The organism is Flavobacterium sp. UM26, from assembly GCF_057922445.1.
Genome location: NZ_JBVHCY010000008.1, coordinates 146825 through 173701 on the forward strand (window position 1 = coordinate 146825; position 26877 = coordinate 173701).

Annotated in this window: 22 protein-coding genes and 1 other RNA gene; 15 read left to right on the plus strand and 8 right to left on the minus strand. The window is 32.5% G+C overall.

The annotated features are described in order from the left end of the window. The first annotated feature begins 26 nt into the window (after window positions 1-26). The 7 genes from ACZ1AQ_RS10965 (at window position 27) to bshA (ending at window position 6765) form a co-directional block, all read left to right on the plus strand. Window positions 27-1172, plus strand: coding sequence for an N-acetylmuramoyl-L-alanine amidase family protein (locus tag ACZ1AQ_RS10965; protein ID WP_489632946.1), 1146 nt, complete (start codon window positions 27-29; stop codon window positions 1170-1172). 48 nt (window positions 1173-1220) lie between these two features. Next, window positions 1221-2186, plus strand: a complete 966-nt coding sequence (locus ACZ1AQ_RS10970; protein ID WP_489632947.1) for an MlaD family protein — start codon at window positions 1221-1223, stop codon at window positions 2184-2186. A 4-nt stretch (window positions 2187-2190) separates the two neighbouring features. Then, on the plus strand, window positions 2191-3522 hold the full coding sequence (locus ACZ1AQ_RS10975; protein WP_489632948.1) for a 4Fe-4S dicluster domain-containing protein: 1332 nt from the start codon (window positions 2191-2193) through the stop codon (window positions 3520-3522). Window positions 3523-3583: 61 nt separating this feature from the next. After that, on the plus strand, window positions 3584-4375 hold the full coding sequence (locus tag ACZ1AQ_RS10980; protein WP_342692938.1) for a (Fe-S)-binding protein: 792 nt from the start codon (window positions 3584-3586) through the stop codon (window positions 4373-4375). A gap of 19 nt (window positions 4376-4394) precedes the next feature. Further along, the gene (locus tag ACZ1AQ_RS10985; protein WP_489632949.1) at window positions 4395-4877 is read left to right on the plus strand and encodes an ABC transporter ATPase; all 483 of its coding nucleotides are present in this window, start codon (window positions 4395-4397) and stop codon (window positions 4875-4877) included. A gap of 76 nt (window positions 4878-4953) precedes the next feature. Further along, window positions 4954-5559 (plus strand): phosphatase PAP2 family protein, encoded by a 606-nt coding sequence (locus tag ACZ1AQ_RS10990; protein ID WP_489632950.1) that lies wholly within the window; start codon window positions 4954-4956, stop codon window positions 5557-5559. Window positions 5560-5631: 72 nt separating this feature from the next. Then, complete coding sequence (bshA, locus tag ACZ1AQ_RS10995; RefSeq protein ID WP_489632951.1) at window positions 5632-6765, plus strand: N-acetyl-alpha-D-glucosaminyl L-malate synthase BshA; 1134 nt, start codon at window positions 5632-5634, stop codon at window positions 6763-6765. A 43-nt stretch (window positions 6766-6808) separates the two neighbouring features. Here the strand turns inward: bshA and ACZ1AQ_RS11000 are convergent, their stop codons facing one another. Beyond that, entirely contained in the window at window positions 6809-7240 is a 432-nt protein-coding gene (locus ACZ1AQ_RS11000; protein ID WP_489632952.1) for a hypothetical protein, read from the minus strand. A gap of 362 nt (window positions 7241-7602) precedes the next feature. On the opposite strand from ACZ1AQ_RS11000, the gene aroC reads away from it, so the two are divergent. From aroC to ACZ1AQ_RS11015, 3 genes are all read left to right on the plus strand, one after another. Then, on the plus strand, window positions 7603-8664 hold the full coding sequence (gene aroC / locus ACZ1AQ_RS11005) for a chorismate synthase (protein WP_489632953.1): 1062 nt from the start codon (window positions 7603-7605) through the stop codon (window positions 8662-8664). A gap of 63 nt (window positions 8665-8727) precedes the next feature. Beyond that, window positions 8728-9981 carry a dicarboxylate/amino acid:cation symporter gene (locus ACZ1AQ_RS11010; RefSeq protein ID WP_489632954.1) on the plus strand — a complete coding sequence of 418 codons (1254 nt, stop codon included), beginning with the start codon at window positions 8728-8730 and terminating at the stop codon, window positions 9979-9981. Between the two features lie 193 nt (window positions 9982-10174). Further along, complete coding sequence (locus ACZ1AQ_RS11015; protein WP_489632955.1) at window positions 10175-12379, plus strand: ATP-binding response regulator; 2205 nt, start codon at window positions 10175-10177, stop codon at window positions 12377-12379. Here ACZ1AQ_RS11015 and ACZ1AQ_RS11020 read toward each other — a convergent pair. Together ACZ1AQ_RS11020 and ACZ1AQ_RS11025 are read right to left on the minus strand one after the other, a co-directional pair. After that, window positions 12376-13626, minus strand: a complete 1251-nt coding sequence (locus tag ACZ1AQ_RS11020) for a DEAD/DEAH box helicase (RefSeq protein ID WP_489632956.1) — start codon at window positions 13624-13626, stop codon at window positions 12376-12378. The two genes, ACZ1AQ_RS11015 and ACZ1AQ_RS11020, sit on opposite strands and share 4 nt — an antisense overlap. Before the next feature lie 131 nt (window positions 13627-13757). Then, complete coding sequence (locus tag ACZ1AQ_RS11025) at window positions 13758-14798, minus strand: formimidoylglutamase (protein WP_489632957.1); 1041 nt, start codon at window positions 14796-14798, stop codon at window positions 13758-13760. Between the two features lie 88 nt (window positions 14799-14886). On the opposite strand from ACZ1AQ_RS11025, the gene ACZ1AQ_RS11030 reads away from it, so the two are divergent. Next, a complete protein-coding gene (locus ACZ1AQ_RS11030; protein ID WP_489632958.1) occupies window positions 14887-15762 on the plus strand; it encodes a hypothetical protein in 876 nt (291 codons plus the stop codon). 53 nt (window positions 15763-15815) lie between these two features. On the opposite strand, the gene hutI is transcribed toward ACZ1AQ_RS11030, so the two are convergent. After that, window positions 15816-17054 (minus strand): imidazolonepropionase, encoded by a 1239-nt coding sequence (gene hutI, locus ACZ1AQ_RS11035; protein ID WP_489632959.1) that lies wholly within the window; start codon window positions 17052-17054, stop codon window positions 15816-15818. An 89-nt stretch (window positions 17055-17143) separates the two neighbouring features. Beyond that, the gene (locus ACZ1AQ_RS11040) at window positions 17144-18193 is read right to left on the minus strand and encodes a glutaminyl-peptide cyclotransferase (RefSeq protein WP_489632960.1); all 1050 of its coding nucleotides are present in this window, start codon (window positions 18191-18193) and stop codon (window positions 17144-17146) included. Window positions 18194-18281: 88 nt separating this feature from the next. Here ACZ1AQ_RS11040 and ffs point away from each other — a divergent pair. The 3 genes from ffs to fsa all read left to right on the plus strand — a co-directional run bounded on the left by ffs (window position 18282) and on the right by fsa (window position 20002). Continuing rightward, window positions 18282-18379: signal recognition particle sRNA small type (gene ffs / locus ACZ1AQ_RS11045), an RNA gene on the plus strand. A gap of 120 nt (window positions 18380-18499) precedes the next feature. Then, window positions 18500-19303: an SDR family oxidoreductase gene (locus tag ACZ1AQ_RS11050; RefSeq protein ID WP_489632961.1), complete on the plus strand. Its 804-nt coding sequence runs from the start codon at window positions 18500-18502 to the stop codon at window positions 19301-19303. A gap of 42 nt (window positions 19304-19345) precedes the next feature. Next, on the plus strand, window positions 19346-20002 hold the full coding sequence (gene fsa, locus ACZ1AQ_RS11055) for a fructose-6-phosphate aldolase (protein WP_489632962.1): 657 nt from the start codon (window positions 19346-19348) through the stop codon (window positions 20000-20002). Window positions 20003-20198: 196 nt separating this feature from the next. Here the strand turns inward: fsa and ACZ1AQ_RS11060 are convergent, their stop codons facing one another. The 3 genes from ACZ1AQ_RS11060 to ACZ1AQ_RS11070 all read right to left on the minus strand — a co-directional run bounded on the left by ACZ1AQ_RS11060 (window position 20199) and on the right by ACZ1AQ_RS11070 (window position 23557). Next, window positions 20199-21638 (minus strand): MFS transporter, encoded by a 1440-nt coding sequence (locus ACZ1AQ_RS11060; protein ID WP_489632963.1) that lies wholly within the window; start codon window positions 21636-21638, stop codon window positions 20199-20201. A gap of 169 nt (window positions 21639-21807) precedes the next feature. Continuing rightward, the gene (locus tag ACZ1AQ_RS11065) at window positions 21808-22515 is read right to left on the minus strand and encodes a LytR/AlgR family response regulator transcription factor (RefSeq protein WP_489632964.1); all 708 of its coding nucleotides are present in this window, start codon (window positions 22513-22515) and stop codon (window positions 21808-21810) included. Next, the gene (locus ACZ1AQ_RS11070; protein WP_489632965.1) at window positions 22505-23557 is read right to left on the minus strand and encodes a sensor histidine kinase; all 1053 of its coding nucleotides are present in this window, start codon (window positions 23555-23557) and stop codon (window positions 22505-22507) included. Before ACZ1AQ_RS11070 ends, ACZ1AQ_RS11065 begins: the two co-directional genes overlap by 11 nt. A gap of 283 nt (window positions 23558-23840) precedes the next feature. Here ACZ1AQ_RS11070 and ACZ1AQ_RS11075 point away from each other — a divergent pair, with 283 nt between their 5' ends. After that, window positions 23841-26867 carry a SusC/RagA family TonB-linked outer membrane protein gene (locus ACZ1AQ_RS11075; RefSeq protein ID WP_489632966.1) on the plus strand — a complete coding sequence of 1009 codons (3027 nt, stop codon included), beginning with the start codon at window positions 23841-23843 and terminating at the stop codon, window positions 26865-26867. Window positions 26868-26877: the final 10 nt, after the last annotated feature.

Below are 26877 nucleotides of genomic sequence, written 5' to 3' on the forward strand. Positions count from 1 at the left end.
CCTAATAAAAATTAACTTTTAAATTTATGAATACGAAGATTTGTCTAAAAGTAATGTTTATTATTACCTTCTTCTTTTTTTCTTTTTTTTCTTATAGTCAATCTGAAGTTTTTCGTGTGGCTTTGGATGCAGGACATGGAGGTCATGATACAGGTGCAAAATATAGTGGCCGAGTTGAAAAAGACGTTGCATTAGCTGTCGTTTTAAAGGTTGGAAAAATTTTAGAAGACTCTAAGAAAGTTGAAGTAATTTATACAAGAAAAACAGATGTTTTTATTGATTTGATTGAGCGTGCTAATATTGCAAATAGAGCAAGAGCCTCAATTTTTGTGTCAATACATTGTAATGCAAATAAAAATTTGGCGGCAGATGGTACGGAGACTTATGTAATGGGGATGACAAAAATCGCTTCGAATTTGGAGGCGGCTAAGAAAGAAAACTCTGTAATTACACTCGAAAAAGATTATAAGCAAAAATATGAAGGGTTTGATCCAAATTCTCCTGAAACTATGATTGGTATGACTTTGATGCAAGAGGAATATTTAGATAACAGTATTTCATTAGCATCAAAAATTGAAAATGAGTTTCAAAATTTAGGCAAAAAAATTCGTGGTGGAGGTGTAAAACAAGCTCCATACATGGTATTACACAAAGCTTATATGCCAAGAGTATTGGTAGAGATGGGATTTATATCTAATGCTATAGAAGGAGCTATATTGGTTTCGGAAGAAGGACAAAATGATATCGCACAAGCCATCGCAAAAGCAATTTTAAAATACAAAAATGAGTTTTTTGAAAACGAAGGTTTTGATAATTTTCCTGCACCAAAAGTAGATAACAATGAAAAAAATGAAGTTGTAAAGCCAAAAGATGTAGTCGATTTGCATGAAACTTCAAAGATTGCTTCAATACCTACGACTGGCACTATTTTTAAAGTACAATTATCCGCCAGTTATATTCAATTAGAGTTGCAACCTAAAAACTTTAAAGGTTTGAATTTTATTTCAATGGAACGTGATAATAATTTATACAAGTATTTTTATGGTGAAACTACAGATTATAATGTTGCCAAAGAAAATTTAAAAGTGGCTAAAGCTAAAGGCTATAATTCTGCTTTTCTGATTGCTTATAAAAACGGAAAGAAAATTAGTATTCAAGAAGCGATTAAATAATTCATTGAAGTTAAAATTTTATATTATTTTTGCCCAAAATCTTATATTTTGAAACTAACAAGAGAAATCAAAACGGCTATTATAGTAATTACTGCTATTTTATTATTTATTTGGGGTTATAGTTTTTTAAAAGGACGCGATCTTTTTACAAATTATAAAACATATTATGTGGAGTATGATAATGTTGAAGGAATAGCTCCTTCTTCGGGAGTAACGCTAAATGGCTTATTGATAGGTAAAGTCTCTGCAATAACCATAAACAATACTACAGGTAAGCTACAAGTTGAATTGCAATTAAAAACTGATTTTCCAATATCAAAATCTAGTATTGCGGTCATTTACGAACCAGGATTGATCGGTGGAAAGCAAATCGCTATTCGTCCAAATCTTAATGATAAGTCATTAATCGAAGATGGTGCTACATTAAAAGGTGAAATAGAGTTAGGTTTAGCAGCGAGTATGGGCGAAAAATTAGTTCCTGTTCAACAAAAAATAGAAAAATTGTTGATGAGTGCTGATCAGATGATTAGTGGGATTAATGCTGTTTTAGATCAAAAAGGTCAAGCCGATTTGAAAAATAGTTTGGCTGAATTGAGCAAAACAATGGAGCAATTTCATAAAGCATCAGTTAGTGTAAATGGAATTTTAGAAACCAACAAGGCTAAAATCAATGGAGTTGTAACTAATTTCAATAAAGTTTCAGGTGATTTTTCCAAGATTTCAGATTCTTTACAAAAAGCTGATTTGGGTAAAACAGTAAAAGAATTGAATAGAACTTTGGCTAATGTAGATAAAATTATGAGTAATTTGCAAGCTGGAAAAGGGACAATGGGTAAATTACTTCATGATGAAGCACTCTATGCAAATTTATCTAAAACATCAAAAGAACTTGAATTATTACTACAAGATGTTCGTTTAAATCCTACAAGATATATAAATGTTTCTGTCTTTGGGAAGAAAAATAAACCCTATGTAGCTCCTGCGACTGATTCAATAGTAAAAGCTAATAACTAATTATATGAATTTTTTAGACAATGTATTGTTTGCCATCGTTTTGGCAATTGGTTTTGGATATTTCTTTATGAATGTCAAAAAAATCATCCGAAACATCAAGTTAGGTACTGCGGTTGACCGAAGTGATAATCCTAAAGAGCGATGGAAAAACATGATTATGATTGCTTTAGGACAATCAAAAATGGTCAAGAGACCAGTTGCTGGTGTTTTACATATTGTTGTTTATTTGGGATTCATAATTATAAATATTGAATTATTAGAAATCATTATTGATGGTCTTTTTGGTACACATCGTGTTTTTGCTTTTTTGGGCGGAACTTATGATTTCCTTATTGGTTCTTTTGAGATTTTAGCTGTTTTAGTATTACTGGCTGTTTTTACTTTTTGGACCAGAAGAAATATTATTCGTTTAAAGCGTTTCATTAGTCCAGATTTGAATGGTTATCCCAAGAATGACGCGAATTACATTTTATATTTCGAAGTTATACTCATGACTTTGTTTTTATTTATGAATGCATCTGATTTGCATTTACAAAAAGTACCAGGAGGTTTTTCTCATTTCATCAAAGCAGGTTCCTTTCCAATCAGTCAATTTATAGAGCCCGTCTTTAATGGAATGTCTAACGAATTGGTGATGCTATTATCAGAAGCTTTTTGGTGGTTGCATATTGTTGGGATATTGATTTTTATGAATTATTTATATTTTTCTAAGCACCTACATATTCTTTTGGCTTTCCCCAATACTTATTTTGCCAATTTAAAACCACAAGGACAGTTCGATAATTTGGCTTCGGTGACTAATGAAGTTAAGTTGATGTTGGATCCAAATGCAGATCCCTTTGCTGCTCCCGCAGAGGCTAATACTGCTCCAAGTAAATTTGGTGCTAGTGATGTAATGGATTTAAATTGGGTACAGTTAATGAACGCTTATACTTGTACAGAATGTGGACGTTGTACTTCTTCATGTCCAGCAAATCAAACGGGAAAAAAATTGTCTCCTCGTAAAATCATGATGGATACTAGAGATCGTTTAGAAGAAGTTGGAAGAAATATCGACAAAAACAAGGGTGTTTTTATACCAGATTCAGTTTCGCTTTTAAATAATTACATTACTGCTGAAGAACTTTGGGCTTGTACTTCTTGTAATGCATGTGTTGAAGAATGTCCTGTAAATATTAGCCCTTTATCAATTATTTTGGATATGCGTCGTTATTTGGTAATGGAACAAAGTGCTGCTCCAATGCCTCTAAATGCAATGATGACCAATATTGAAAATAACGGTGCTCCTTGGCAATACAATCAACAAGACCGTTTGAATTGGAAAAACGAAATATAATAAAAAGTTTAAATTTTTAATTGGTTAAGTACATAACCAATTAACTAATAACCAAAATACAATGTCAGAAAATTTAGTAGTGCCAACAATGGCCGAAATGTTAGCTCAAGGCAAACAACCCGAAGTGTTATTTTGGGTAGGTTGTGCTGGAAGTTTTGACGATAGAGCCAAAAAAATTACCAAAGCTTTTGTTAGAATTCTAAATAGATCAAACGTTTCTTTTGCCGTATTGGGTACTGAAGAAAGTTGTACTGGTGATCCAGCTAAGAGAGCAGGTAATGAATTTTTGTTTCAAATGCAAGCCATGATGAATATTGAGGTTTTGAATGCATACGAAGCTAAAAAAATCGTAACTGCTTGTCCTCATTGTTTTAATACATTAAAAAATGAGTATCCTGAATTGGGTGGCCAATATGAAGTAGTTCATCATACTGAATTTTTAAAATCGTTACTTGATGATGGTCGATTAACAATTGAAGGAGGTCAATTTAAAGGCAAAAAAATCACTTTCCATGATCCTTGCTACTTAGGGAGAGCAAATCAAATTTATGAAGCGCCAAGAGATTTAATCCAAAAATTAGACGCTGAATTAGTAGAAATGAAGCGTTCCAAAGCCAATGGATTATGTTGTGGTGCTGGTGGAGCACAAATGTTTAAAGATGCTGAGCCAGGAAACAAAGAAGTAAACATCGAAAGAACAGAGGACGCATTAGAAGTACAACCAAGTATTATTGCTGCTGGATGTCCTTTCTGTAATACGATGCTTACTGATGGTATAAAAAATAAAGAAAAAGAAGCTGATGTAAAAGTTTTAGATATTGCTGAACTTATTGCTAATGCTCAAGATTTATAATAGAACTTAATTCAAAACTATGTACGTACCCTTTGAAAGTTTACCTGAGGAATCTAGAATATGGATTTATCAATCTAATAGAAAGTTTTCTGATGCTGAAATTACCGATATTGAGGAAGCATTGCAAGCTTTTTTAAAAGATTGGGCTGCCCATGGTACAAGTTTAGAGTCATCTTATCTTATAAAATACAATCGCTTTATCATCATAGCTGTTAATCAAGAAGTACAAGCTGCTACAGGTTGTTCGATTGATAGTTCAGTAGAATTTATTCAAAGTTTAGAAAAGAAATATGCTGTTGATTTGCTCGATAAGATGAATGTTACGTTTAAATTAGGTGAACACGTTGCACATAAACCTTTAATCGATTTTAAAAAAATGGTTAAAGACAAAGCGGTTACCGAAAACACCATTGTTTTTAATAATTTGGTCAACAATATTCAAGAGTTTAATGAATCCTGGGAGGTTCCAGCAGCCGATAGTTGGCATAGTAGATTCTTCTAAAAAAAAAAGTAAACAAAAAAACTAGATTATTTTATGTGATTTAATCTAGTTTTTTTGTTTTTATATCTTACTTATCATGCTAATTTCAAAACCTTATTATATATTTTTTGTAGCATTGCTCTCATTGAGTTCATTTGCTCAAAACTTTGATATTAATACGTTGCGTTCTATAAATCTCCATCGTAATACAAATTTAGATCCTACATTTAAATATGTTACTAATAGCTTTGCTGTAGTCAGTATTGGAGTTCCTCTGACGCTCTATACCGTTGGATTAGTAAATAAAGATTCTGATTTAAAACAAGACGCAATATTTATAGGAGAATCTGTAGCTGCTTCTTTTTTTATTACTATTGCTTTAAAAGAAACAATTAAAAGAGAACGTCCATTTACTTCTTACCCAGAAATTGAAAAATTAACTTCAGCTACTGGGTATTCCATGCCCTCTGGTCATACATCAATACCATTTGCAACTGCTACATCTTTGAGTTTAGCTTATCCCAAATGGTATGTTATTGCGCCTTCCTTTGTTTGGGCATCTGCTGTAGGGTATTCAAGGATGCATCTGGGAGTCCATTATCCTTCTGATGTAATAGCAGGTGCACTTATTGGCAGTGGTTCCGCTTTTCTTACATACAAAATCAACAAATGGATGAATAAAAAGAGAAATAAAGAGCGCTAGTTGTGTATTTTTAATTTTCCTTAACTTTTGATTACTCATTTTTGAGTAAATTCGTCATCCTAAAATAAATACATGAAAATAGCCATTGTTTGTTATCCCACATTTGGTGGAAGCGGTGTTGTTGCTACAGAACTTGGACTTGAATTAGCGCGAAGAGGACATGAAATACATTTCATAACTTACAGCCAACCTGTGCGATTGGCGCTTTTGAATCCAAACGTACATTACCATCAAGTTAATGTTCCGGAATATCCATTATTTCATTATCAGCCATATGAATTAGCTTTATCAAGTAAATTAGTTGATATGGTTAAGTTGTATAAAATTGATGTTTTGCATGTACATTATGCAATTCCTCATGCTTATGCAGGTTATATGGCTAAACAAATGCTAAAGGACGAAGGAATCGATATTCCGATGGTAACAACCCTTCATGGTACTGATATCACTTTGGTAGGAAATCACCCTTTTTATAAGCCTGCGGTAACTTTTAGTATAAACAAATCAGATTTTGTAACCTCGGTTTCTGAAAGTCTAAAAGCAGATACATTAAAGTTGTTTTCTATTAAAAATGAAATTCAGGTTATCCCTAATTTTATTGATTTGGATAAAGAAAAAAAAGATCCGTCAACACCATGTCATCGTTCGGTTATGGCAAATCCGTCAGAACGAATCATTACTCATATTAGTAATTTTAGAGGAGTTAAAAGAATTCCAGATGTAGTTAAGATTTTTTACAAAATACAACAAGAGATTCCAGCTAAGTTAATGATGGTAGGTGATGGTCCTGAAAAAGAAAAAGCCGAAGAACTCTGTTTTGAATTAGGGATTCAGGATAAAGTCATTTTTTTTGGTAACAGCAACGAGATTGATAAAATTTTGTGTTTAACCGACTTGTTTTTATTGCCCTCTCAAACGGAAAGTTTTGGATTGGTAGCTCTCGAAGCAATGGCTTCTTCAGTGCCTGTTATTTCAAGTAATTCAGGTGGATTGCCAGAGGTAAATTTTGACGGTGTTTCTGGCTTTTTGAGTGATGTAGGAAAAGTTGACGAAATGGCTCAAAACGCGCTAAAAATATTAAAAGATGATGTTGTTTTAGCTACATTTAAGAAAAACGCCTTGTCTATAGCAGAAAAATTTGATATCAAAAAAATCTTGCCTATTTATGAAGATCTTTACAGGCGTGCTATTCAAAAGTATCAATAAAAAAGGGGAAGTTTAGCTTCCCCTTTTTCGTTTTTATATAGATTTAAAATACATATCTTAGGTTTAATCCAAAGCCTCCAGCGTGAAAATCAGTGTCTTCAACAATCCAAAGCGTAGGTCTCCAATCTACTCCTAATGCAATTGGAGCACCTTTAAATTTGTATTCTAGTCCAATTTCTCCACTTGCGCCTAATAGGAAATCATCTCCAATGAAGGCTGAAGGTCCTACTCCTAGATACCAGTTAAAAGATTCTCCTCCTAGTGGTCTATAGACAAAATCATATAATGCTTCAACACCAACACCTCCGTTTCCGAAAGAAACATCTGCATGAATTCGGCTGAACTTACCAGCTGAGAAAACAGCATCAACAGCAATATCATTACCTGTTACATCTCCAAATCTAACACCCACTTCTTGTGCGTTAGCAAAATGTATTGATCCCAAAAAAAACATTCCTAAAAGTAATTTTTTCATAATCTGTAATTTAAAGAATTAGTACTAATGTAGTTAACTGAAGTAAAAATAATGAAAATATTGCAATTGTTAATTTTTTTTATTTTTTTAACAAAAAAAAGATGTTTAATTGAGTAGATGACTGTCATGATTTGTTTTCTTTTTTTATTTAATTATTAGTGCTATATGAGTGATTCGCTTGTGTGATTTGTATATATTGACTTAAATAATCATATTTTAAGTTTAAATTTATTTTAAAATGCATTTTTAAAGTAAAAATTTAACTAAAAAACCTTGTTTTGTAATAAAAAATTGAAAATATACTCAATTCAAAATTTTTTTCTTTAATTCTTAAAACTTACATTTGCTTAAAATTTTTTAAAATGGCAGGAAATAGTTTTGGAACACTATACAGAATAACAACTTTTGGAGAATCTCATGGTGAAGCCTTAGGAGGCATTATTGATGGTTGTCCTCCTGGTATTACAATAGATTTAGAAGCGATTGAAAAGGAAATGTCTAGAAGAAAACCAGGACAGTCTGCTATAGTAACTCAACGAAAAGAACCAGATTCAGTACAGTTTTTATCAGGAATTTTTGAAGGCAAGACTACTGGTACACCTATCGGTTTTATTATTCCTAATACGAATCAAAAGTCGGATGATTACTCTCATATTAAAGATAATTATCGTCCAAGTCATGCAGATTATGTGTATGATAAAAAATATGGAGTACGAGATTATAGAGGTGGTGGGCGTAGTTCTGCAAGAGAAACAGCTAGTAGAGTAGTAGCGGGTGCTGTTGCTAAGCAAATGTTATCTGGAATTAAAATATACGCCTACGTTTCGTCCGTTGGTCCACTTTTTCTAGAAAAACCGTATCAAGAAATTGATTTTTCAAAAATAGAGAGCAACCCTGTTCGATGTCCAGATGAAGAGATGGCGGTAAAAATGGAAGAATATATTCGTGACATCCGTAAGCAAGGGGATACTGTTGGAGGTACTGTAACATGTGTTATTCAAAATGTTCCAGTGGGGCTTGGTGAACCCGTTTTTGATAAACTACATGCCGAATTAGGTAAAGCTATGCTTTCTATTAACGCTGTTAAAGGCTTTGAATTCGGAAGCGGTTTTTGTGGTGCAAAAATGAAAGGAAGCGAACATAATGATTTGTACAATGCCGACGGAACGACAAAAACAAATCTTTCGGGAGGTATACAAGGAGGTATTAGCAATGGTATGGATATTTATTTTCGTGTTGCTTTTAAACCAGTAGCTACGATAATGCAAAAACAAGAAACCATTGATAATGAAGGGAATTTTGTTGAAATGACCGGAAAAGGTAGACATGACCCATGTGTGGTTCCTAGAGCTGTCCCTATTGTAGAAGCTATGGCAGCTATCGTTTTGGCGGATTTCCACTTAATCAACAAGACTTATTTATAGAACCTAATCAATTTTAGTATTTTAACGAGCTAAATACTTATCAATTTAATAGCCAATTAACCAATGGAACCAATCCAATCTACCAAAAAACCATTTTACAAAAGCCTAACAGGACAAATTTTAATTGCAATGATTCTCGGAGCTATACTTGGAGTTATCATTCATAATTCTATTACTGTCGAGTCTGCGCAAGAATTTAGTAATAAAATTAAAATTCTAGCCACCATTTTTATTCGTTTAGTTCAGATGATTATTTCTCCTTTAGTGTTTACAACACTTGTGGTGGGTATTGCTAAGCTAGGGGATATTAAAGCGGTAGGTAGAATTGGCGGAAAGGCTTTAGGATGGTTTTTTACAGCTTCCTTTATCTCGCTTTTAATAGGAATGTTTTATGTTAATATTCTTGAACCAGGAGTTGGATTGAATCTATCAAATGTTGATGTTGCTTCGGTTACAGATGTTACCGCTAAAACTCAAAATTTATCTTTTAATAATTTTATTGAGCATATTGTTCCAAAAAGTATTTTTGAAGCAATGGCTACTAACGAGATATTACAAATTGTAGTTTTTTCAATTTTCTTTGGATTAGCAGCAGCCTCTTTGGGTGAGACAGCTAAGCCGATTGTGAATGCAATGGATAAAGTTTCGCACATCGTTTTGAAAATGGTCAATTTTGTGATGAATTTCGCGCCAATTGGAGTTTTTGGTGCTATTGCAGGTGTTTTTGCAGTAAGAGATTTTAATGAATTAGCAATTACTTATTTTAAATTCTTTGGTTCATTCTTGATAGGTATAAGTTCTCTGTGGGTGATATTAATTCTTGTAGGTTATTTTTTCTTAGGAAAGCAAATGAAAGAACTGCTTAAGCGTATAGTTGGTCCACTAATTATTGCTTTTGGAACAACAAGTTCTGAGGCTGTGTTTCCTAAATTAACCGAAGAGTTAGAGAATTTTGGTGTTAAAGATAAAATAGTTTCTTTTATGCTTCCACTAGGTTATTCGTTTAATCTTGACGGGAGTATGATGTATATGACATTTGCAGGAATCTTCATTGCTCAAGCTTATGGAATACATCTCGATCTTGCTACACAATTTACCATGTTATTTGTGCTGATGTTAACCAGTAAAGGAATTGCTGGAGTACCAAGAGCTAGCTTGGTTGTGGTAGCAGCAACATGTGGTATGTTTGATATACCAGTTGAAGGAATTGCCTTGATTTTGCCAATTGATCATTTTTGTGATATGTTTAGAAGTGCTACCAATGTTTTAGGTAATGCATTAGCTACATCTGTTGTTGGAAAATGGGAGGAAGAATAAAATAATGTATTATTATCTTTTAAAGCTTGCTTTTGATTAAAGCAAGCTTTTTTTTGGGATAAACCTGAGTTTTTTCATATCTATATATGCGTAGTGAATTATGATTTTTTTTCGATTAACTGCATTAAATTTCTCAAAAAAAATGATAATTTATTTCTATATAAATGTATATTTGAAGAAATAATAAACAATTATGCTCCCGAATCAAATTGTTTTAGTTTTTGTTTTATTGTTTGGTTATACTTCTTTACTATCAGCACAAAACACTAAAGTGGATCGGAAAGAGCTATTAGAACAATCTAAACAAGCAACTAAGTTTTATCGGAATCAAGATTTTGAAAAATCTTTATTATTGTCAAGAGAAGTCTTGAAAAAAGCATTGCTTTTAAATGATAGTGTTTTACTAGCAGCTTCATATAATACGATTGGTTCTAATTATAATGAGTTTTCAGAATTTGATAAATCCATTGATTACTACAAAAAGGCATTGTTTTATGCTAATAAAACCCTAAGTGATACACTAAAATTTAAAGCTAATAATAACTTAGGTAATTTGTATTGTTTTGAAAAAAAACAATACAAAACAGGTATACAATACTACAAGAAAGCTATTTTCTATAGCAAACGAATTCCAAATAATACATACACTTTACTAACTAGTTTAAACTTAACTTGGGCCTATTTCGATGATTCTAATTTTGAAGAAGGATTAGAATTTTTGAATTATTCAAATGCAAATTTTAATCGATACGGAACAGAATCTTTGAGTATAGTTCATCAAATGATTAACGGAATGTACTACGCACACATTTTTGATTATAATAAGGCAAAAATACATTTTGAAAGAGCTATTGCGTTGGGATATGAGCATAAAGAATTGAATGATGTTTCTTATGCTCATCACGAATTTTCTAAAATGCTTTTTAAGTTAGGAAATTACAAAGATGCCTACATTCATCTTAAAAAGTTTGATGAGTTAAAGGAGAAAATTTATAATGAAGATAAACTTTTTAAAGCTTCTATTGCTGGTTTAAACTTAGAGTTGGATGAATACAAAAGAGAATTAACTAAAGTAGAATTGATTAAAGATGCACAAAATCAAAATCTTAGAAAATCAAAGATTATTGTAATTCTATTTGTGATTGTTCTTTTTGTATTATTAATGTTGATTTTTACTTTGATACGTAATAATAGTTTTAAAAGAAAGATAAACAGAGAGCTAACTATTGCCAATAATGATTTGTTGGTAGCAAAAGAAAAAGCAGAAGAGGCTTCGCTCATGAAATCGCAGTTTGTTTCTACAATAAGTCATGAATTGAGAACACCCTTGTATGGAGTTATTGGTATAACGAACATGTTAATAGATGAGTATAAAGATTTATCAAAAAGCCCTCATTTAAGTTCCTTAAAGTTTTCCGCACGTTATTTACTTTCTTTAGTAAATGATATTTTACAGATTAATAAAATAGAAGAAAATAGGGTAGTACTTGAGAGTATGACTTTCAATATTTCTGATGAAATAGAGATGATTATTCGCTCTCTTTCTTTTTTGACACAAAACAATAGAAATAAAGTAGAGTTATTGGTCGATCCCAAAATTCCAGAATATGTGATTGGTGATAAATTGCGTTTTTCTCAAATCATCATGAATTTAATAAGCAATGCCTTAAAATTCACTAAAAACGGAACAATTACAATTACTGCCAAATTAGAAAGAACAGAGGGCAATCTTAATTATATAGGTTTTAAAATTAAAGATACTGGCGTTGGAATTGCAGCTGTTGATCAAGATAAGATTTTTGATAAATTTGTTCAGGTTGGCCGTAATGATACGGATTATCAGGGAACTGGATTAGGTTTATCTATTGTAAAAAGATTATTGCATTTGTTTGGTAGTGAAATCACACTAGAAAGTGCTCTAGGAGAAGGTACTACCTTTAGTTTTAGTATTCCTTTTGAAAGTGATCTAGAAAAAACCAATAAGTTTATCAATAATATTAGAGTTGATTTATCAACTAGTCAAATTTTTAAAGTATTAGTGGTTGAAGATAATAGAATCAATCAGTTAGTTACAAAAAAAATAATGGAAAAAAATCATTACAAATGTTGTGTTGTTGATGATGGCTATGAAGCATTAAAAGTTTTAGAAAAAGAATCTTTTGATATTATTTTGATGGATATTAATATGCCTCTTTTGAATGGTTTTGAAACTACTCGATTGATTCGAAATAAAAATATACAAACCCCAATCATTGCATTGACTGCATTTGATAAAGAAGAAATAGCAGAAGAAGCTCTTTCGGCAGGATTGAATGATATTATAATTAAACCTTTTGATCAATCTAAGCTATTTAAAGCTATGAGTACTTTGATACTACAAGCAAAAAACGTTGGTTAGTACCAACGTTTTTTATTTTGTTTAGCTTTTGCTGATTTTCTTGATTTATGTGCACCACCACTTCTATTAGAGTTTTTTGGTTTTTCATTGGGTGCGGCAGGACTAGCGGATTGCCAAGGAAACGGATGATCTGTAATCGTTTTTACATCAACTTTGATTAGTTTTTGGATATCTTTCCAATATGGATGTTCGTCCTTTCCGCAAAATGAAAGAGCGATACCTACATTTCCAGCGCGACCAGTTCTTCCAATTCGATGAACATAAGTTTCAGGTATATTAGGTAAATCAAAATTAATTACATAGGGCAATTGATCAATATCAATTCCTCTTGCTGCGATATCAGTAGCAACCAGAATACCGACTTCTTTATTCTTGAAAGCATCCAGAACTCTTTGTCGAGCATTTTGTGATTTATCGCCATGAATTGCTTCGGCTGCAACACCTTTTTTGCGTAGTGCCTTTACGATATTGTCAGCACCATGTTTTGTTCTTGAAAAAACTAAAACATCGCTTAAATTTTCATTTTTTATCAAATGATACAGCAGGTTTCTTTTTTCTGATTTTTCTACAAAATAAAGTCGTTGCTCAACTTTTTCTGCTGTAGATGATACAGGTGAAACTGTCACTGTTGCAGGATCTGTTAGAAACATTTCTGCTAATTCTCTGATAGCAATAGGCATCGTAGCAGAAAATAATAATGTTTGTCTGTTCTTTGGCGTTAATTTTACAATCTTCTTTACGTCATTAACGAATCCCATATCTAACATTTGATCCGCTTCGTCTAAAACCAAAGTGTGTAGATGATCTAGATTTATAAAGCCTTGTTTGTGAAGGTCTAAAAGTCTTCCAGGTGTTGCAATTAATACATCAATTCCATGTCGTAAAGTGTCAACTTGTGGTGTTTGAGAGACACCACCAAAAATCGTTAGTTGAGTTAAATTAGTATACTTCGCATACGTATCAAAATTTTGTCCAATTTGAACAGCCAATTCTCTAGTTGGAGTTACAACAAGGGCTCTGATTAGTTTTGCTTTTTTGGATGAACCAACAATTCTATGAAGTTGATGTATAATAGGAATGGCAAATGCAGCTGTTTTTCCCGTTCCAGTTTGTGCACAACCCACAAGATCTCTTCCAGAGAGTACTAATGGAATAGCTTGTTCCTGAATGGGAGTAGGTTCAGTGTAGCCTTCTTCAAACACTGCCTTTTGTATACTTTTTGAAAGTGATAAATCTTCGAATAACATATTTTTAATATTTAAATTCTTTGATTAGAACAAAGAATAAGGCAACAAAGATAGTGTTATTATTTTTGTTGCCTATTTATTTATGATTCGAAGGTTTGCATTTAGATTATTCCATGTATTTTACAAACAAACTATAACAAATTTTGATTGTATCCTTTTATAAAATCAGTAATCAAATACCCTATTAATTTACCAATCAAATGATTGTTTTGTTCTTGATCTAAATCAGGTGCGCCTTCGCAGATATGGATATAAGCCGCATTTTTTTGTTTGGCAAAAAAGGAGATGAAAGAACGTAATTCTTCAATTGAAAAACCACTTAAAGTCATAGCACTGCTAGCAATATTTGGAATAGCATCTAGGTCTATTTCTATGCCAAAAGGATCATTTTTAATGAAATCTAGTGCTACAGCCATTTCCTGCCTGAAATCTTTTTCTTTTCGAACATTAATACTATCATACGTATTATAACGAACCCTATCTTCTAATTTCTTAAGAATATCAAGCACACTTTTTGAGGTGTAATTTTCATGCAATCCAAAAATGAAATATTTTTTAAGAAATCCTTCTTCAAATGCATACGAAAAACCATTGCCACTGTGTCGTCCTTCAAGAATTCTAAAGTCAGAATGGGCATCAAAATTTATGGCGTTAATGGCTTTTCCTTTTGCTAAAGCTGTTCCTTTTATATTGCCATAGGAATTGTTGTGTCCACCGCCAATAATAATCGGTATTTTACCTGCTTGAATAATTTTGCAAACAATATATGACACTTCTTTGTCAATTTTCTTAACTAATTGGCTAAGTTTAGATCGGTCATCTACATCATTGAAGTCTAGGTTTTGTACTTCATTCATTTGTTCCTGAACATCAATTTGCCCCAAAACAAGAATTTGACTCCCTTTACAAAAACGATTATGCTGGATATTTGCAATACTTTTTATAGCGCTTTCCCATGCAGATGCTGCTCCGGGTCTTCCATAATTGGCTCTAATTCCTATGTCTTCAGGAATTCCTAATAAAACATATTTTGCCTCAGTAGTTTTAATAAAGGAATTAAGATCTGTGTCTTTTGGTATGGTAACCATTTTTTCACCAAACTTAATTTCTCCACTTCTATGATTGGTAATTTTAGCCAGATCACTTGCGGTGAATTGGATTAATTTTTCCATTTTTTTTATTTCAAAAATACTATAAATATGTTAACAGACGTTATACCTTTGTATTATATCCCTAAATTTGAATAAAAATTAAAAAAGCATGGAAAAACAACAAAACAATTCAAGTCTAAAGGCCATTATCGCCGTTTTAGCAGTATTATTAGTAGGTAGTTTAGTATATATTTTCAAAATGTCATCCGACGCAGAGGTGGTTAAATCAGAGTTAAAAACGACTTTGACAGAAAAAGAATCTGTAATGAAGGATCTACAAACGTTAAAAACCACTTATGACGCAGCAATTGCTGAAAATACTTCAATGTCTGAAGAATTAATACAAGAAAGAGACAAAATCGTTGCTCTTATGGACGAGTTAAATCAATCTAAAGGTGATGTTTCAAAATTCAAGACGCAATTATCAGCTTTACAAAACAAAATGAAAGCTTTGATGTCAGAAAATGAAGGGTTGAAGATTGCGAATCAAAAAGTAACTGCACAAAGAGACAGTACCGTAGTGGTTCTTGGTGAATCTAAAAAGTTTAATGAGGTTTTGGTTGGTCAAAACGAAGAACTTTCTAAAACAGTTGAAAAAGGTTCGAAACTAACTATTTTGAATACCAAAACTTCAGCTTATAAACTAAGAAGTTCTGGGAAACAAATTGAGACAGATAAAGCAAGTAGAGCCGATATCTTAAAAATTAGTTTTACTATTGCTGAGAATCAAATTGCAAAATCTGGTGATAAAACTTATTATGTTCAGGTTATTGATAGCAAAAATAATGTTTTAGGAGAAAAACAAACCGAAACTTTTGGTGAAAATACCTTGACTTACAGTTTTGCAACAACTGTTACTTATGAGAATAAAACGGTAAATGTTTCTGAAGATTTACCAGGTAAAAACTTTGAGAAAGGAGCTTATTTTATCAATATTTTCGATAAAGATGTATTGGTTTCTAAAACAAGTTTTACTTTGAGATAGTAAAAGAATTTAGATTTTTAGATAAAAAAGGAGGAATGTAAATTCCTCCTTTTTTATTTATATAGTTTACCATCCAAAATTACATTCTCTATGAGGTTACTTCCAAAAGCATAGGGTATCTGGTAAAAGGAAGGTATAGATTTTGTGATGATAAGATTGGCTTTTTTTCCAATAGTAATACTTCCATGAGTAGAACTGATTCCCATGGCGTATGCTCCGTTGATGGTAGCAGCATTTATGGCTTCTTCAGGTGTCATCTTCATTTTGATACAAGCAGTTGCAACGACAAAATTCATATTTCCAGATGGTGTAGAGCCGGGGTTAAAATCTGTGGCTAAGGCTAGAGGAAGCCCTGATTTTATCATTTCACGTGCAGGAGTGTAAGGGATACTCAAGAAATAGGAGCAAGAAGGTAAAGCAACTGGCATTGTTGAAGTCCCTTTTAGTACTTCAATATCTTCAGGTGTCATTACTTCAAGATGGTCAACAGAAAGGGCTTTGTATTGGACTCCAACTTGAATTCCACCAATCGAGTTAAATTGATTGACGTGGATTTTTGGTTGCAAGCCATTTTGAATTCCAGCCGCAATAATTTTTTCGGTTTGTGCTACGGTAAAATAGCCGTTCTCACAAAAAACATCTATAAAATCAGCTAAATTTTCTTTTGTGATTTCAGGAAGCATCTCATTAATAATTACATCAATATAGGCTTCTTTATTGTCTTTGAATAGGCTAGGGAAGGCATGTGCTCCTAAAAAAGTAGCTTTAATTACAATAGGGTAGTTGCTGGCCAATTTTTTTATGACTCTTAACATTTTTAGTTCTCCTTCTACGGTTAATCCGTATCCCGATTTTATTTCTACAGCACCAGTTCCCAATTGTATTACTTCTTTAAGTCTTTCTTCTGATTGACGATATAATTCTTCTTCGGAGGTTTCGTTTAATTTCTGAGCTGAATTTAATATGCCACCACCACGATTTGCTATTTCTTCATAAGTCAAACCGTTGATTCTATCTACAAATTCTTGTTCCCGATTTCCAGCGTAAACAATATGTGTATGGCTATCACACCAGGAAGGGAGTACTATTTTGCCACTAGCATCAATTGTTGTGTCGGCCTTTATATTAGGCAGGTTTTCCATTGAACCAAAATCAGCAATCAAATCATTGTGGATAACTAAATACGCATTTTTTATGGTTGGTAAAATAGCCATTTCTGCTCCAGAAATCTTTAAAACATCAGAGTTTCGTACTTGCAAAAGTTCTTTGATGTTGGTAATTAATGTAGTCATAATATTATGTGTATAAACACAAAATTCACAAATAATCATGAATAGATTCATGAAATCTGTGAAACTTGTGTGTTTGTTTTTAAAAAAAATTATTCAGAGACTTTAATCTCAAACATTTTATCCCAATTTTTACCTGTAACAAAGATGGTTTTGGTTTTTGGGTTGTATGCAATTCCATTTAACGCTTCTGCTGTAGGGCTTTTTAGTTCTTTTCTTAATTTTGATAAATCCAAAACACCTTCAACTGCTCCGTTTGCTGGATTGAATACTGCAATGGCATCTTTTAGCCAAATGTTAGTGTATATTTTGCCATTAATGTATTCGAGTTCATTTATTTTTTTTATTTTAGAATTACCAGAATATACATTGATATTTCCTTCTAATTTTTGAGTGGAAGGGTTTAAAGTCCATACTTTTTCTGTACCATCAGTATGAAATATGTTTTTTCCATCATTGGTCATTCCCCAACCTTCAATTTCTATATCATAGGTGAATTTTTTTTCTAGTTTGAAAGTATTGACATTATAAATAAAACCAGTTTTCTCTTTATAAGTTAACTGGTATATTTTATTGTTTAAAATTGTAATTCCTTCGCCAAAAAAAGCAGTGTCTAAATCGATTTGTTTGTAAATTTTTCCTGTTTTATAATCATACTTTCTGATGTAAGAAGAACCTTTTAGACCAGTACTTTCATACAGGGTATCTTTATAGAATTCTAATCCTTCGGTGAAAGATTTTACATCATGAGGAAATGTATTGACGATAGTGTACTTTAACAATTTTGGTTGCACATCAGAAACTAATTCTACTCTTGCAGTTGCTTCAGAACTATCTCCTTCAAAATAAACTAAGGCTTTAATATTTTGATAACCCAATTTTTGATTGTTAAATGGAAAATCAAGACCTGCATTTCCTTTATTAGTGGAGATTTTGACATCATTGATGAAATATACAATACTGTCAATAGGTTTAGAATTTGGATTCAAAACACCAACTTTTAAGACATCTTTTGTTGTGTAAAAAGGTTTAAAAGTAGAATTATCAATAGTAAAAATAGAATTTTCACCTTTTTTGGTATTACCACAGTTGGTTAAAATAATTCCTAATAAAATGATATAAAGGAGGTTGAGTTTTTTCATTTCTAATTTTTTTAATTAAGCCAATATACAACGATATTTTTAAGAGTCAAAGCTCTTGCAAAAATATAAAAAGATTGTATATTTGCACCGGCAAGTCCTACACGACCAGCTCCTGCAGACTCCCCCAGGGTGGGAACGCAGCAAGGGTAAGCGGTTGAGCGGTGCGATGTAGGTCGCTTGCCTTTTTTTATTTCTTTTTAGTAAATGTAGTCTTCCTCTTGGAAGATTTTTTTATTTTTACCCATAGCGGTTTTGACTTTAAAAATGATTTTACCAAGTATACTGGTAAATAATAAACTTAAAATAATGAGTAAAGTTGTATTGATAACAGGCGGGTCTTCGGGTATTGGTAAATCAATTGGTATTTATTTACAGCAAAAAGGTTTTGTTGTTTACGGGACCAGTAGAAATCCAGCTCTGAATAAGGATTCTGTTATTCCTTTAATTAAACTTGATGTTAGAGATGTAGCGTCAATTAAAGAAGCTGTAGACTATATAATTACTACTTCTGGAAAAATAGATGTAGTAATTAACAATGCAGGGGTTGGTATTACTGGACCTTTGGAAGAGATTCCATCAGAGGAGATAAAAAATAATTTCGAAACTAATTTATTTGGACCAATCGAAGTTATGAAGGCAGTTTTGGCACAAATGCGTCTACAAAAATCAGGATTGATTATCAATGTGACGTCAATTGCTGGCTATATGGGGTTACCTTACAGAAGTGTGTATTCTGCTTCCAAAGGTGCTTTGGAACTCATTACAGAAGCGTTACGTATGGAAGTTAATTCTTTTGGTATAACAATTACTAACATTGCACCTGGTGATTTTGCGACAAATATTGCAGCAGGAAGATATCATGCTCCAGTTGTTAAAGGTTCTGATTATGAATTGGTTTATGCTAATGTACTTCAAGCTATGAATGAACATGTGGATAGTGGGAGTAATCCTCTGGAGATGGCAGAAGCAGTTTACAAAATTATCCAAACGCCTTCGCCAAAAATACATTACAAAGTTGGTGCTTTTATGCAAAAATTTTCGATTGTTTTAAAGCGTATACTTCCAGATAAAGTCTATGAAAAAATGCTTATGAATCATTATAAATTGTAATTTTGCAAGCAATTTAAACACACAATTAAATATAAATCAATTATGAAGTTTTTTATTGACACAGCTAATTTAAGTCAAATTAAAGAAGCTCAAGCTTTGGGAGTTTTGGATGGAGTAACTACCAATCCATCTTTAATGGCGAAAGAAGGAATTACTGGGAAAAACAACATCTTAAAGCATTACGTAGATATTTGTAATCTAGTTGATGGTGATGTTAGTGCTGAAGTAAATGCCTTGGATTATGATGGCATGATTAAGGAAGGTGAGGAGTTAGCTGAATTGCATGAGCAAATTGTTGTAAAATTGCCAATGACTAAAGAAGGGGTAATGGCAGCTAAATATTTTTCTGACAAAGGTATCAAAACAAATGTAACCCTTGTTTTCTCTGTTGGTCAAGCTATTTTGGCTGCAAAAGCAGGAGCTACTTATGTTTCTCCTTTTGTTGGTCGTTTAGATGATGTTTCTACTGATGGATTAAACTTGATTGAAGAGATTAGATCTGTATATGATAATTATGGTTTCGAAACTCAAATTTTAGCAGCTTCAGTTCGTCATACGATGCATATTGTAAACTGTGCTAAAATTGGTGCAGATGTTATGACTGGACCTCTTTCTGCAATCTATGGTTTGTTGAAACACCCTTTAACTGATATTGGATTAGCTCAATTTGTAGCTGATTTCGAAAAAGGAAATAAATAAATTTTAGATACAATCTATGGATTTTTATTTATGGATTGTGTAGTAATAAAAACTCCCATTGGGAGTTTTTTTTTGTCCAAAAAGGCTGAACATACATGTTTAATAGTTTGATTAAGTTTTAAATAATTGATTAATGTTAAATGAAAAATCCCATTCTTTTTTAGAATGGGATTTTCGAATTATTAAAAATTTTTATTTAGTGTCCTCCAGCAATTTTCTTATCGAAATCAATGCCTTGAGCTTTAAGAATCCCGCTTACTCTCCATGCATAAAAAGCCAAGTATGCAAAACAAAGAATTCCAACAATGTAGCTCTCTTGGATTCCGATTCCTTCAGCTACTTTACCTTGTAATACACTGATAAAGCCACCACCCATGATCATCATAATCAAGAAACTACTTCCTTGGCTAGTGTTTTTTCCAAGTCCACTTACGGCTAGAGTAAAGATACAAGGCCATAAGGTACTACAAAACAAACCAACACTTGTTAGAGCATAAACACTTAACATTCCACTAGTTGTCATTCCTATAGCGGTTGCAATGATTCCAAGTGCTGAAAAAATCAATAACATTCTAGCTGGGTTTCCTTTACTGGCCATATCGGCGGCAATTAAAACCAAAATTACTAATCCATAGATATAGAAAGGAGTTAAGTCGTGTTTTGCAATGGCATTAACCGCTAAAAATACACCAAAAGCTAGGTAAGGAGCGATAAATCTTAGTATTTTTTGCCAATTCATATCATCTGTAAAAGCTTCAACAGCTCCAGTCCAACGACCAATCATCAAACTTGCCCAATACAAAGAAATGTATGGAGCAACATCTTTCGTTAAAAATCCTAATTTACTTTCCATGTAAGCCGGTAAATTACTTGCTGTAGAAACTTCTACTCCTACATACAAGAAAATAGCAATCATACCCATTAATAACTGCGGATATTGCAAAGCAGATTTTTTAGCAGGAAGTCCATCGTGAGCGTCTGCTTCTTCAACTAAAGCCGGTTTGTCTGGTAAAGATGAAAATTTTAGAAGTATTGCGACTAATAAGAAGGCTACTCCAAGTACTAAATATGGAATTTTTACACTTTCGATACTTGCACTAGTGTTGGCACTTGTACTTGAACCGAAAATAGCAAAACTAACAATAAGGGGACCAATAGTGGTTCCTAAATTATTTATTCCTCCTGCCAAAGTAAGGCGTTGTGAGCCTGTTGAAATAGGGCCTAATGCAATTGCAAGAGGATTGGCAACCGTTTGTTGTAAAGAAAAACCCAATCCAACAATAAAAAGACCTGCTAACATTAAAGGAAAAGAACCTGTATTAGCAGCTGGATAAAATAAAAGGGTGCCTAAAGCTGAAATTAATAGTCCCAAAGAAAGCCCGTTTTTATAACCGATTTTGTTTACTAAATCTTCTTTGATAACAAGGGAAACGGCCATGTAAATTAAAGATCCAACAGTGTAAGCTATATAAAAAGCAAAAGCAACTAATTGGCTTTCACCTTGTGATAAATTGAATGCGGTTTTGAAAACAGGGATTAAAATGTCATTACTTGCAGCGACAAATCCCCAAAAAAAGAAGACGGTTACTAAGGGAATAAATTGCCCCCAATTGGTTTTTAAATTTTCAGAATTCATGATTTTAATTTAATTAATAGGTTAGTAAAATAATTGTTGCTGCAATACCGTAAATGTATTTCTTAACTAACAGATAAAAAAATTATTTCGACGAAAAATCATCAGTTTTAAACCAACAACTTGTTTTTTTCTACAAAAAGCCTTTTTTTTATAGGTGGAGGATTTGTTTTTAATCTAAAATCTTACTCTTTACTTCTTTACTATAATTTCTTCCAATAGGAATGGTATATGAAGTTATTTGTATTCTATTTCCTTCAATTGTTTTTACTTTGTCTAGAGCTATAGTATACGATTTATGGATGCGAATGAAGCGATCTTCTGGAAGTTCATCGGTTAGTGACGAAAGTGATTTATGTGTAATATATGTTTTTTCTGAAGTTATCACTTTAATGTATTCTTTCATTCCTTCAATAAAAAGAATTTCGTCAATATTAATTTTAACCATTTTTTTATCGACTTTGATAAAAATATGAGGTTCTGCTCGATGATTTTCTTGTTTTGAAGTCAATCGGTTTTGAAACTCACCTGTTATTTTCGATATACATTTTATGAAGCGTGGTAAAGGAATAGGTTTTACTAAATAATCTAAAACATCTAAATCATAACTTTCAGCAGCAAATTCGCGGAAAGCAGTAGTAATTATGATCTTGGTATTCGATTTGTTTTTGTACAACTGAATCAATTCAAAACCTGACATTAAAGGCATATTAATGTCAAGAAACAAAGCATCGACAGTATTGTTATTTAAAAAGTCAAGTGCTTCAAGTGAATTATTAAAAGTAGCTGTTATTTCAAATTCAGGGAAGTTTTGAAAATAGTTTAATAAGACTTTAATCGCTAAAGGTTCATCATCAATCAGTACGCACTTAATCTTCATTGCTTATAGGGATTTGTAAACGAATTATATAGAAATTAAACTTGATTTGATGGCTTAATTTATAATTGTTTTTAAATATTAAATTCAATCGCTCTTTGGTATTGGTAAGCCCAATTCCCTTTTTAGATTTTTCATGTTGTGAAAGTACAAAATTATTTATTATTTCAAAATCAAGGGTGTTTTGAGGGGTAACTTTGCAATTAATTTTGATCTTCAAATCTTTATTATTTATTCCTCCGTGCTTAAAAGCATTTTCAATTAATGAGATTAATAACAATGGAGGAACACTTACTTGTTCAATGTTGGATTCGAGATTAATAAATACGGTAGCGTTTTCAAATCTTAATTTTTCTATTTCTATATAGTTGTGTATATAGTCGAGTTCTTTTATTAAAGGTACAAATTTAGTGCCTTCTATATCATAGAGTACATACTCCATCAAATGAGATAGTTTGATAATTACATTGGGAACTTTATCAGAGGCTTCAAGAGAAAGTGCATAGAGGTTATTTAGGGTGTTAAAGAAAAAGTGCGGTTGAATTTGATTTTTCAAATATTCGAGTTTGATTTTGTATTGGTTTTCTCTTAATATTCTATTTCGCTCTCGTTCTCTAAGCCAAGTTAAAGTTAAATATACAGATGATGCCATAGCCAAGACATACAGCTCTCCAATGCAAACTGCGAGAATATGATTGATTTCGAAGGGTTGATAGTCTCTGTTTGCTTCTGGCCAGATGTTTTTTGAAATTAAAAAATAAGTCAATCCCGTTTTTAAAACATAAATACAACCTAGGCTAATAAGAAGTGACAAAGTGTAAAGTGAGTATTTTGATTTTAAAACCAATCTTGGAACCAATACGAATAGATTGAAATACACCAATGGAATATGTAAAGCAAATTCTATTAGATTCGATTTAAAGGAATATTCATAATCATTAAAATAGGCTCCCCAACGCAGAAAGTTTAATAAAAAGTACAATCCCCAAAACCAAAAATGATTCTGGATTTTAATATCGAAATTCATGTCTTTTATTTTACTCATACAAATTTAAGGTTGGGAAGTGTTATGATGATTACTTTTGTCTTTTTTTCTTTGAAGATGCAACTTTAATGATTTTGTCAATAAAAACAAGCTTTTTTGAATAAAAAAGGAGTTAATAATTAAAATGACAATAAATTACAAAACAAGAAAACGTTTTCGCAAAACATATTATTGAACAAAAGATGTCGTTCGTTTAAAAAAAGTGACTGTTGGTATAATTTATTTTTTTTAACAAAACCTTAAGGATAAGTTTACATCATAACTAACAAATACATTTAAAAAAATGAAACAAATTTTATTAATCGTCATGATTATTTTTGCTTCGCAACTCTCATTTGCGCAAGTAAAAACGCTCAAAGGAACGGTAGTTGATGCCAGTGGTGCTCCCATTCCTTCAGCAAACGTACAAGTGCAAGGAGAGTCTAAAGGAACCACTACCGATTTTGATGGTAGTTTTGCCATCCAAGTAAGTGTGGGTAAGACTTTAATAGTTTCTTATTTAGGTTACGAATCTAAATCAGTAGTGGTGGGTGATGAAGATACTATTAAAGTAATCTTAAAAAGTGGTTCTACAACTGCTCTTTCAGAAGTAGTAGTAACTTCTTTAGGTATTAAGAAGACTAGAAAATCAATTACTTATGCCGCTCAAGAGTTAAAAGGAGAGGAATTCACAAGAGTTAAAGATGCTAACATTATTAACACGGTAGCAGGTAAAATTGCTGGTGTTGCTGTAACAAGAAGTTCAGGTGGTACTGGTGGATCGACTAAAGTGGTTATTCGTGGTAACTCTTCAGTGAGTAATAACCAGCCTTTATACGTAATAGATGGTATTCCTTTATATAATGGAACTTCTGGGCAACCTAATAATGCATTTGGTGATACAGCTGGAGGTAACCGTGATGGTGGTGATGTGGTTTCATTGATCAACCCTGAGGATTATGAAGGAATGACAGTTCTTAAAGGTGCAGCGGCTTCTGTATTGTATGGTTCTCAAGGAGCAAATGGTGTTGTGTTATTGTCTACTAAAAAAGCTAAGCAAGGAAAATCTCAATTAAAAGCTTCTTCAGTAACAACTTTTGAGTCTGCAGCATTTTTGCCAAAATTTCAAAGTGACTATGTTGCTGTTGCGGGAGGAGATGAATCTTGGGGAGCTAAGCAAAAAGTTAGAGATCATGTTAAAGATTTTTTTGAAACAGGAAGTACTCAAATTTCATCTTTGAATTTTTCAACTGCTTCTGATGTAGCCTCTACTTCATTATCTTATTCTAATACAACTGCATCAGGAATTATTCCTGGTAACGGCTTAAAACAAAACAACTTTGGCTTCCGTCAATCTGGTAAGTTGTTCGATAAATTAACAGTTGCTGCTAATGCAAATTATACAACTAGAACAGTAAACAATAGACCTGTAAATGGATACTATTTTAACCCATTGACTGGTGTATATCTAATGCCAAGAGGGAATGACTTCAACGAATACAAAAATAACTTTGAGGTATTTAGCCCTGAAAGAAACATGTTTGTTCAAAATTGGATGACTAATAGAGATATTATGCAAAATCCATTTTGGGCAATTAACAGAAATCAATCAGAAGATACAAACAACTTCTTCAATGGAAATATTGCAGTAGATTATCAAGCTACAGATTGGTTAAGAATTGCCGCTCGTTATAGCTATAACAGAATAGAAAGCGGATTTACAAAAGAAATTTTTGCTACTACTCAAGGAACGTTATCTCATATCAATGGTAGATATATTGATATTAACAACTTAAGTACACAACGTTATGGTGATTTAATTGCTACAATCAATACGAAATTCAATGACGACTTTAGTTTTAACGCAAACATTGGTACAAGTATCAATAATACTATGGCAAACAAACGAACTACTTTAGACTCAGGTATTGGTGGTGGTTTGCAAATTGCTAACTGGTTTACTTTAGGAAATTTTGTAAACAATGCGTTAAACTTACAAACTGTTGATGCTAGAAGAGAGGTACAATCTGTTTTTGCAGCGACTACTTTTGGTTACAAAGAAATGTTATTCTTAGACGTAGCAGCAAGAAATGACTGGTCTTCAACATTGGTAAATACTGACAAAAAAGGATTCTTCTATCCATCTGTTGGGGTTACAGCTATTCTTAGCGAAATGGTTAAAATGCCAGAATTCGTAAACTACGGTAAAGTTCGTGCTACTTATGCTCAAGTTGGTAATGATATTTTTCCATATGTAACTTCACCAGCATATACGTACACAGCAGAAGGTAGAAAACAACCAACTGTAGCTCCACAACCAGGTACTTCTTTACGTCCAGAGTTAAAATCAGAGGTTGAGATTGGTACAGAATGGAGATTGTTTAATAGCAGATTAGGTTTTGAGGTGTCTTACTACAATTCAAAAACTAAAGATCAATACTTGCAAATCTTAGCTCCATTAACTAACCCATTAGGTGTAACATTCTACGGAATCAACGCAGGAAGTATTTCTAATAAAGGTATCGAGGCTGTGGTGACTGGAAAAATTGTGAACGGTGACAAATTCTCTTGGGATGCTACGGTAAATTTCTCTAAAAACAAAAACGTAGTAGAGGAAATCCCTGCTGAATTAGGAGGTACAGTAGTTTTGACTGAAGCTGGTGTAAACAACTACAGATATGTGTTGAAACAAGGAAGACCTTTCGGAGTTATCGAAGGTGTTAATATCAAAAGAGATGATCAACGAAGAGTATTGTTGAATGCAGATGGAACAATCCAAAAAACTGGTTTTGAAGAAGTAGGAAATGCAAATCCTGATTTCATGCTTGGTTTCTCTAATTCATTCAAATTTGGTTCTTTCTTTGCCAATGTATTGATTGACGGAAGATTTGGAGGAAACGTAATGAGCTTAACTGAAGCTACAAATGACGAGTTTGGAGTTTCTAAAGCTACTGGTGATGCAAGAAATGCAGGAGGTGTTGTACTTAATGCTGTTTACCCTGATGGATCGCCTTTTGTTGGTAAATATGATGCTCAAAAGTACTACAGCCAAATTGCTGGTAGAGCAGGAGCAACAGGTGAGTATGTGTATGATGCTACAAATATAAGTTTAAGAGAAATTTCTATTGGTTATACTTTTAATACCAAGAAGTTGCCATTTTTACAATCTGCAAGTTTGTCTTTAATTGCTAGAAACTTAGGATTTATCTACAAAGACGCTCCATTTGATCCAAACATTTCTTTAAGTACAGGTGAAGGTTTGCAAGGTGTAGATGTTTTTGGTATGCCATCAACAAGAAGTATAGGTCTTAACTTAAATGTAACTTTCTAATCAAAAAAAA

What these genes read in the sequence shown, in the direction of transcription:
- ACZ1AQ_RS10965 (WP_489632946.1), top strand. Translation starts at nt 27, where the DNA reads ATGAATACGAAGATTTGTCTAAAAGTAATGTTTATTATTACCTTCTTC.
- ACZ1AQ_RS11065 (WP_489632964.1), bottom strand. Translation starts at nt 22,515, where the DNA reads ATGAAGATTAAGTGCGTACTGATTGATGATGAACCTTTAGCGATTAAA.
- ACZ1AQ_RS11060 (WP_489632963.1), bottom strand. Translation starts at nt 21,638, where the DNA reads ATGAATTCTGAAAATTTAAAAACCAATTGGGGGCAATTTATTCCCTTA.
- fsa (WP_489632962.1), top strand. Translation starts at nt 19,346, where the DNA reads ATGAAGTTTTTTATTGACACAGCTAATTTAAGTCAAATTAAAGAAGCT.
- ACZ1AQ_RS11015 (WP_489632955.1), top strand. Translation starts at nt 10,175, where the DNA reads ATGCTCCCGAATCAAATTGTTTTAGTTTTTGTTTTATTGTTTGGTTAT.
- ACZ1AQ_RS10975 (WP_489632948.1), top strand. Translation starts at nt 2,191, where the DNA reads ATGAATTTTTTAGACAATGTATTGTTTGCCATCGTTTTGGCAATTGGT.
- ACZ1AQ_RS11010 (WP_489632954.1), top strand. Translation starts at nt 8,728, where the DNA reads ATGGAACCAATCCAATCTACCAAAAAACCATTTTACAAAAGCCTAACA.
- aroC (WP_489632953.1), top strand. Translation starts at nt 7,603, where the DNA reads ATGGCAGGAAATAGTTTTGGAACACTATACAGAATAACAACTTTTGGA.
- ACZ1AQ_RS11030 (WP_489632958.1), top strand. Translation starts at nt 14,887, where the DNA reads ATGGAAAAACAACAAAACAATTCAAGTCTAAAGGCCATTATCGCCGTT.
- ACZ1AQ_RS10985 (WP_489632949.1), top strand. Translation starts at nt 4,395, where the DNA reads ATGTACGTACCCTTTGAAAGTTTACCTGAGGAATCTAGAATATGGATT.
- ACZ1AQ_RS10990 (WP_489632950.1), top strand. Translation starts at nt 4,954, where the DNA reads ATGCTAATTTCAAAACCTTATTATATATTTTTTGTAGCATTGCTCTCA.
- hutI (WP_489632959.1), bottom strand. Translation starts at nt 17,054, where the DNA reads ATGACTACATTAATTACCAACATCAAAGAACTTTTGCAAGTACGAAAC.
- ACZ1AQ_RS11075 (WP_489632966.1), top strand. Translation starts at nt 23,841, where the DNA reads ATGAAACAAATTTTATTAATCGTCATGATTATTTTTGCTTCGCAACTC.
- ACZ1AQ_RS11040 (WP_489632960.1), bottom strand. Translation starts at nt 18,193, where the DNA reads ATGAAAAAACTCAACCTCCTTTATATCATTTTATTAGGAATTATTTTA.
- ACZ1AQ_RS10980 (WP_342692938.1), top strand. Translation starts at nt 3,584, where the DNA reads ATGTCAGAAAATTTAGTAGTGCCAACAATGGCCGAAATGTTAGCTCAA.
- ACZ1AQ_RS11000 (WP_489632952.1), bottom strand. Translation starts at nt 7,240, where the DNA reads ATGAAAAAATTACTTTTAGGAATGTTTTTTTTGGGATCAATACATTTT.
- ACZ1AQ_RS11020 (WP_489632956.1), bottom strand. Translation starts at nt 13,626, where the DNA reads ATGTTATTCGAAGATTTATCACTTTCAAAAAGTATACAAAAGGCAGTG.
- bshA (WP_489632951.1), top strand. Translation starts at nt 5,632, where the DNA reads ATGAAAATAGCCATTGTTTGTTATCCCACATTTGGTGGAAGCGGTGTT.
- ACZ1AQ_RS11025 (WP_489632957.1), bottom strand. Translation starts at nt 14,798, where the DNA reads ATGGAAAAATTAATCCAATTCACCGCAAGTGATCTGGCTAAAATTACC.
- ACZ1AQ_RS11050 (WP_489632961.1), top strand. Translation starts at nt 18,500, where the DNA reads ATGAGTAAAGTTGTATTGATAACAGGCGGGTCTTCGGGTATTGGTAAA.
- ACZ1AQ_RS11070 (WP_489632965.1), bottom strand. Translation starts at nt 23,557, where the DNA reads ATGAGTAAAATAAAAGACATGAATTTCGATATTAAAATCCAGAATCAT.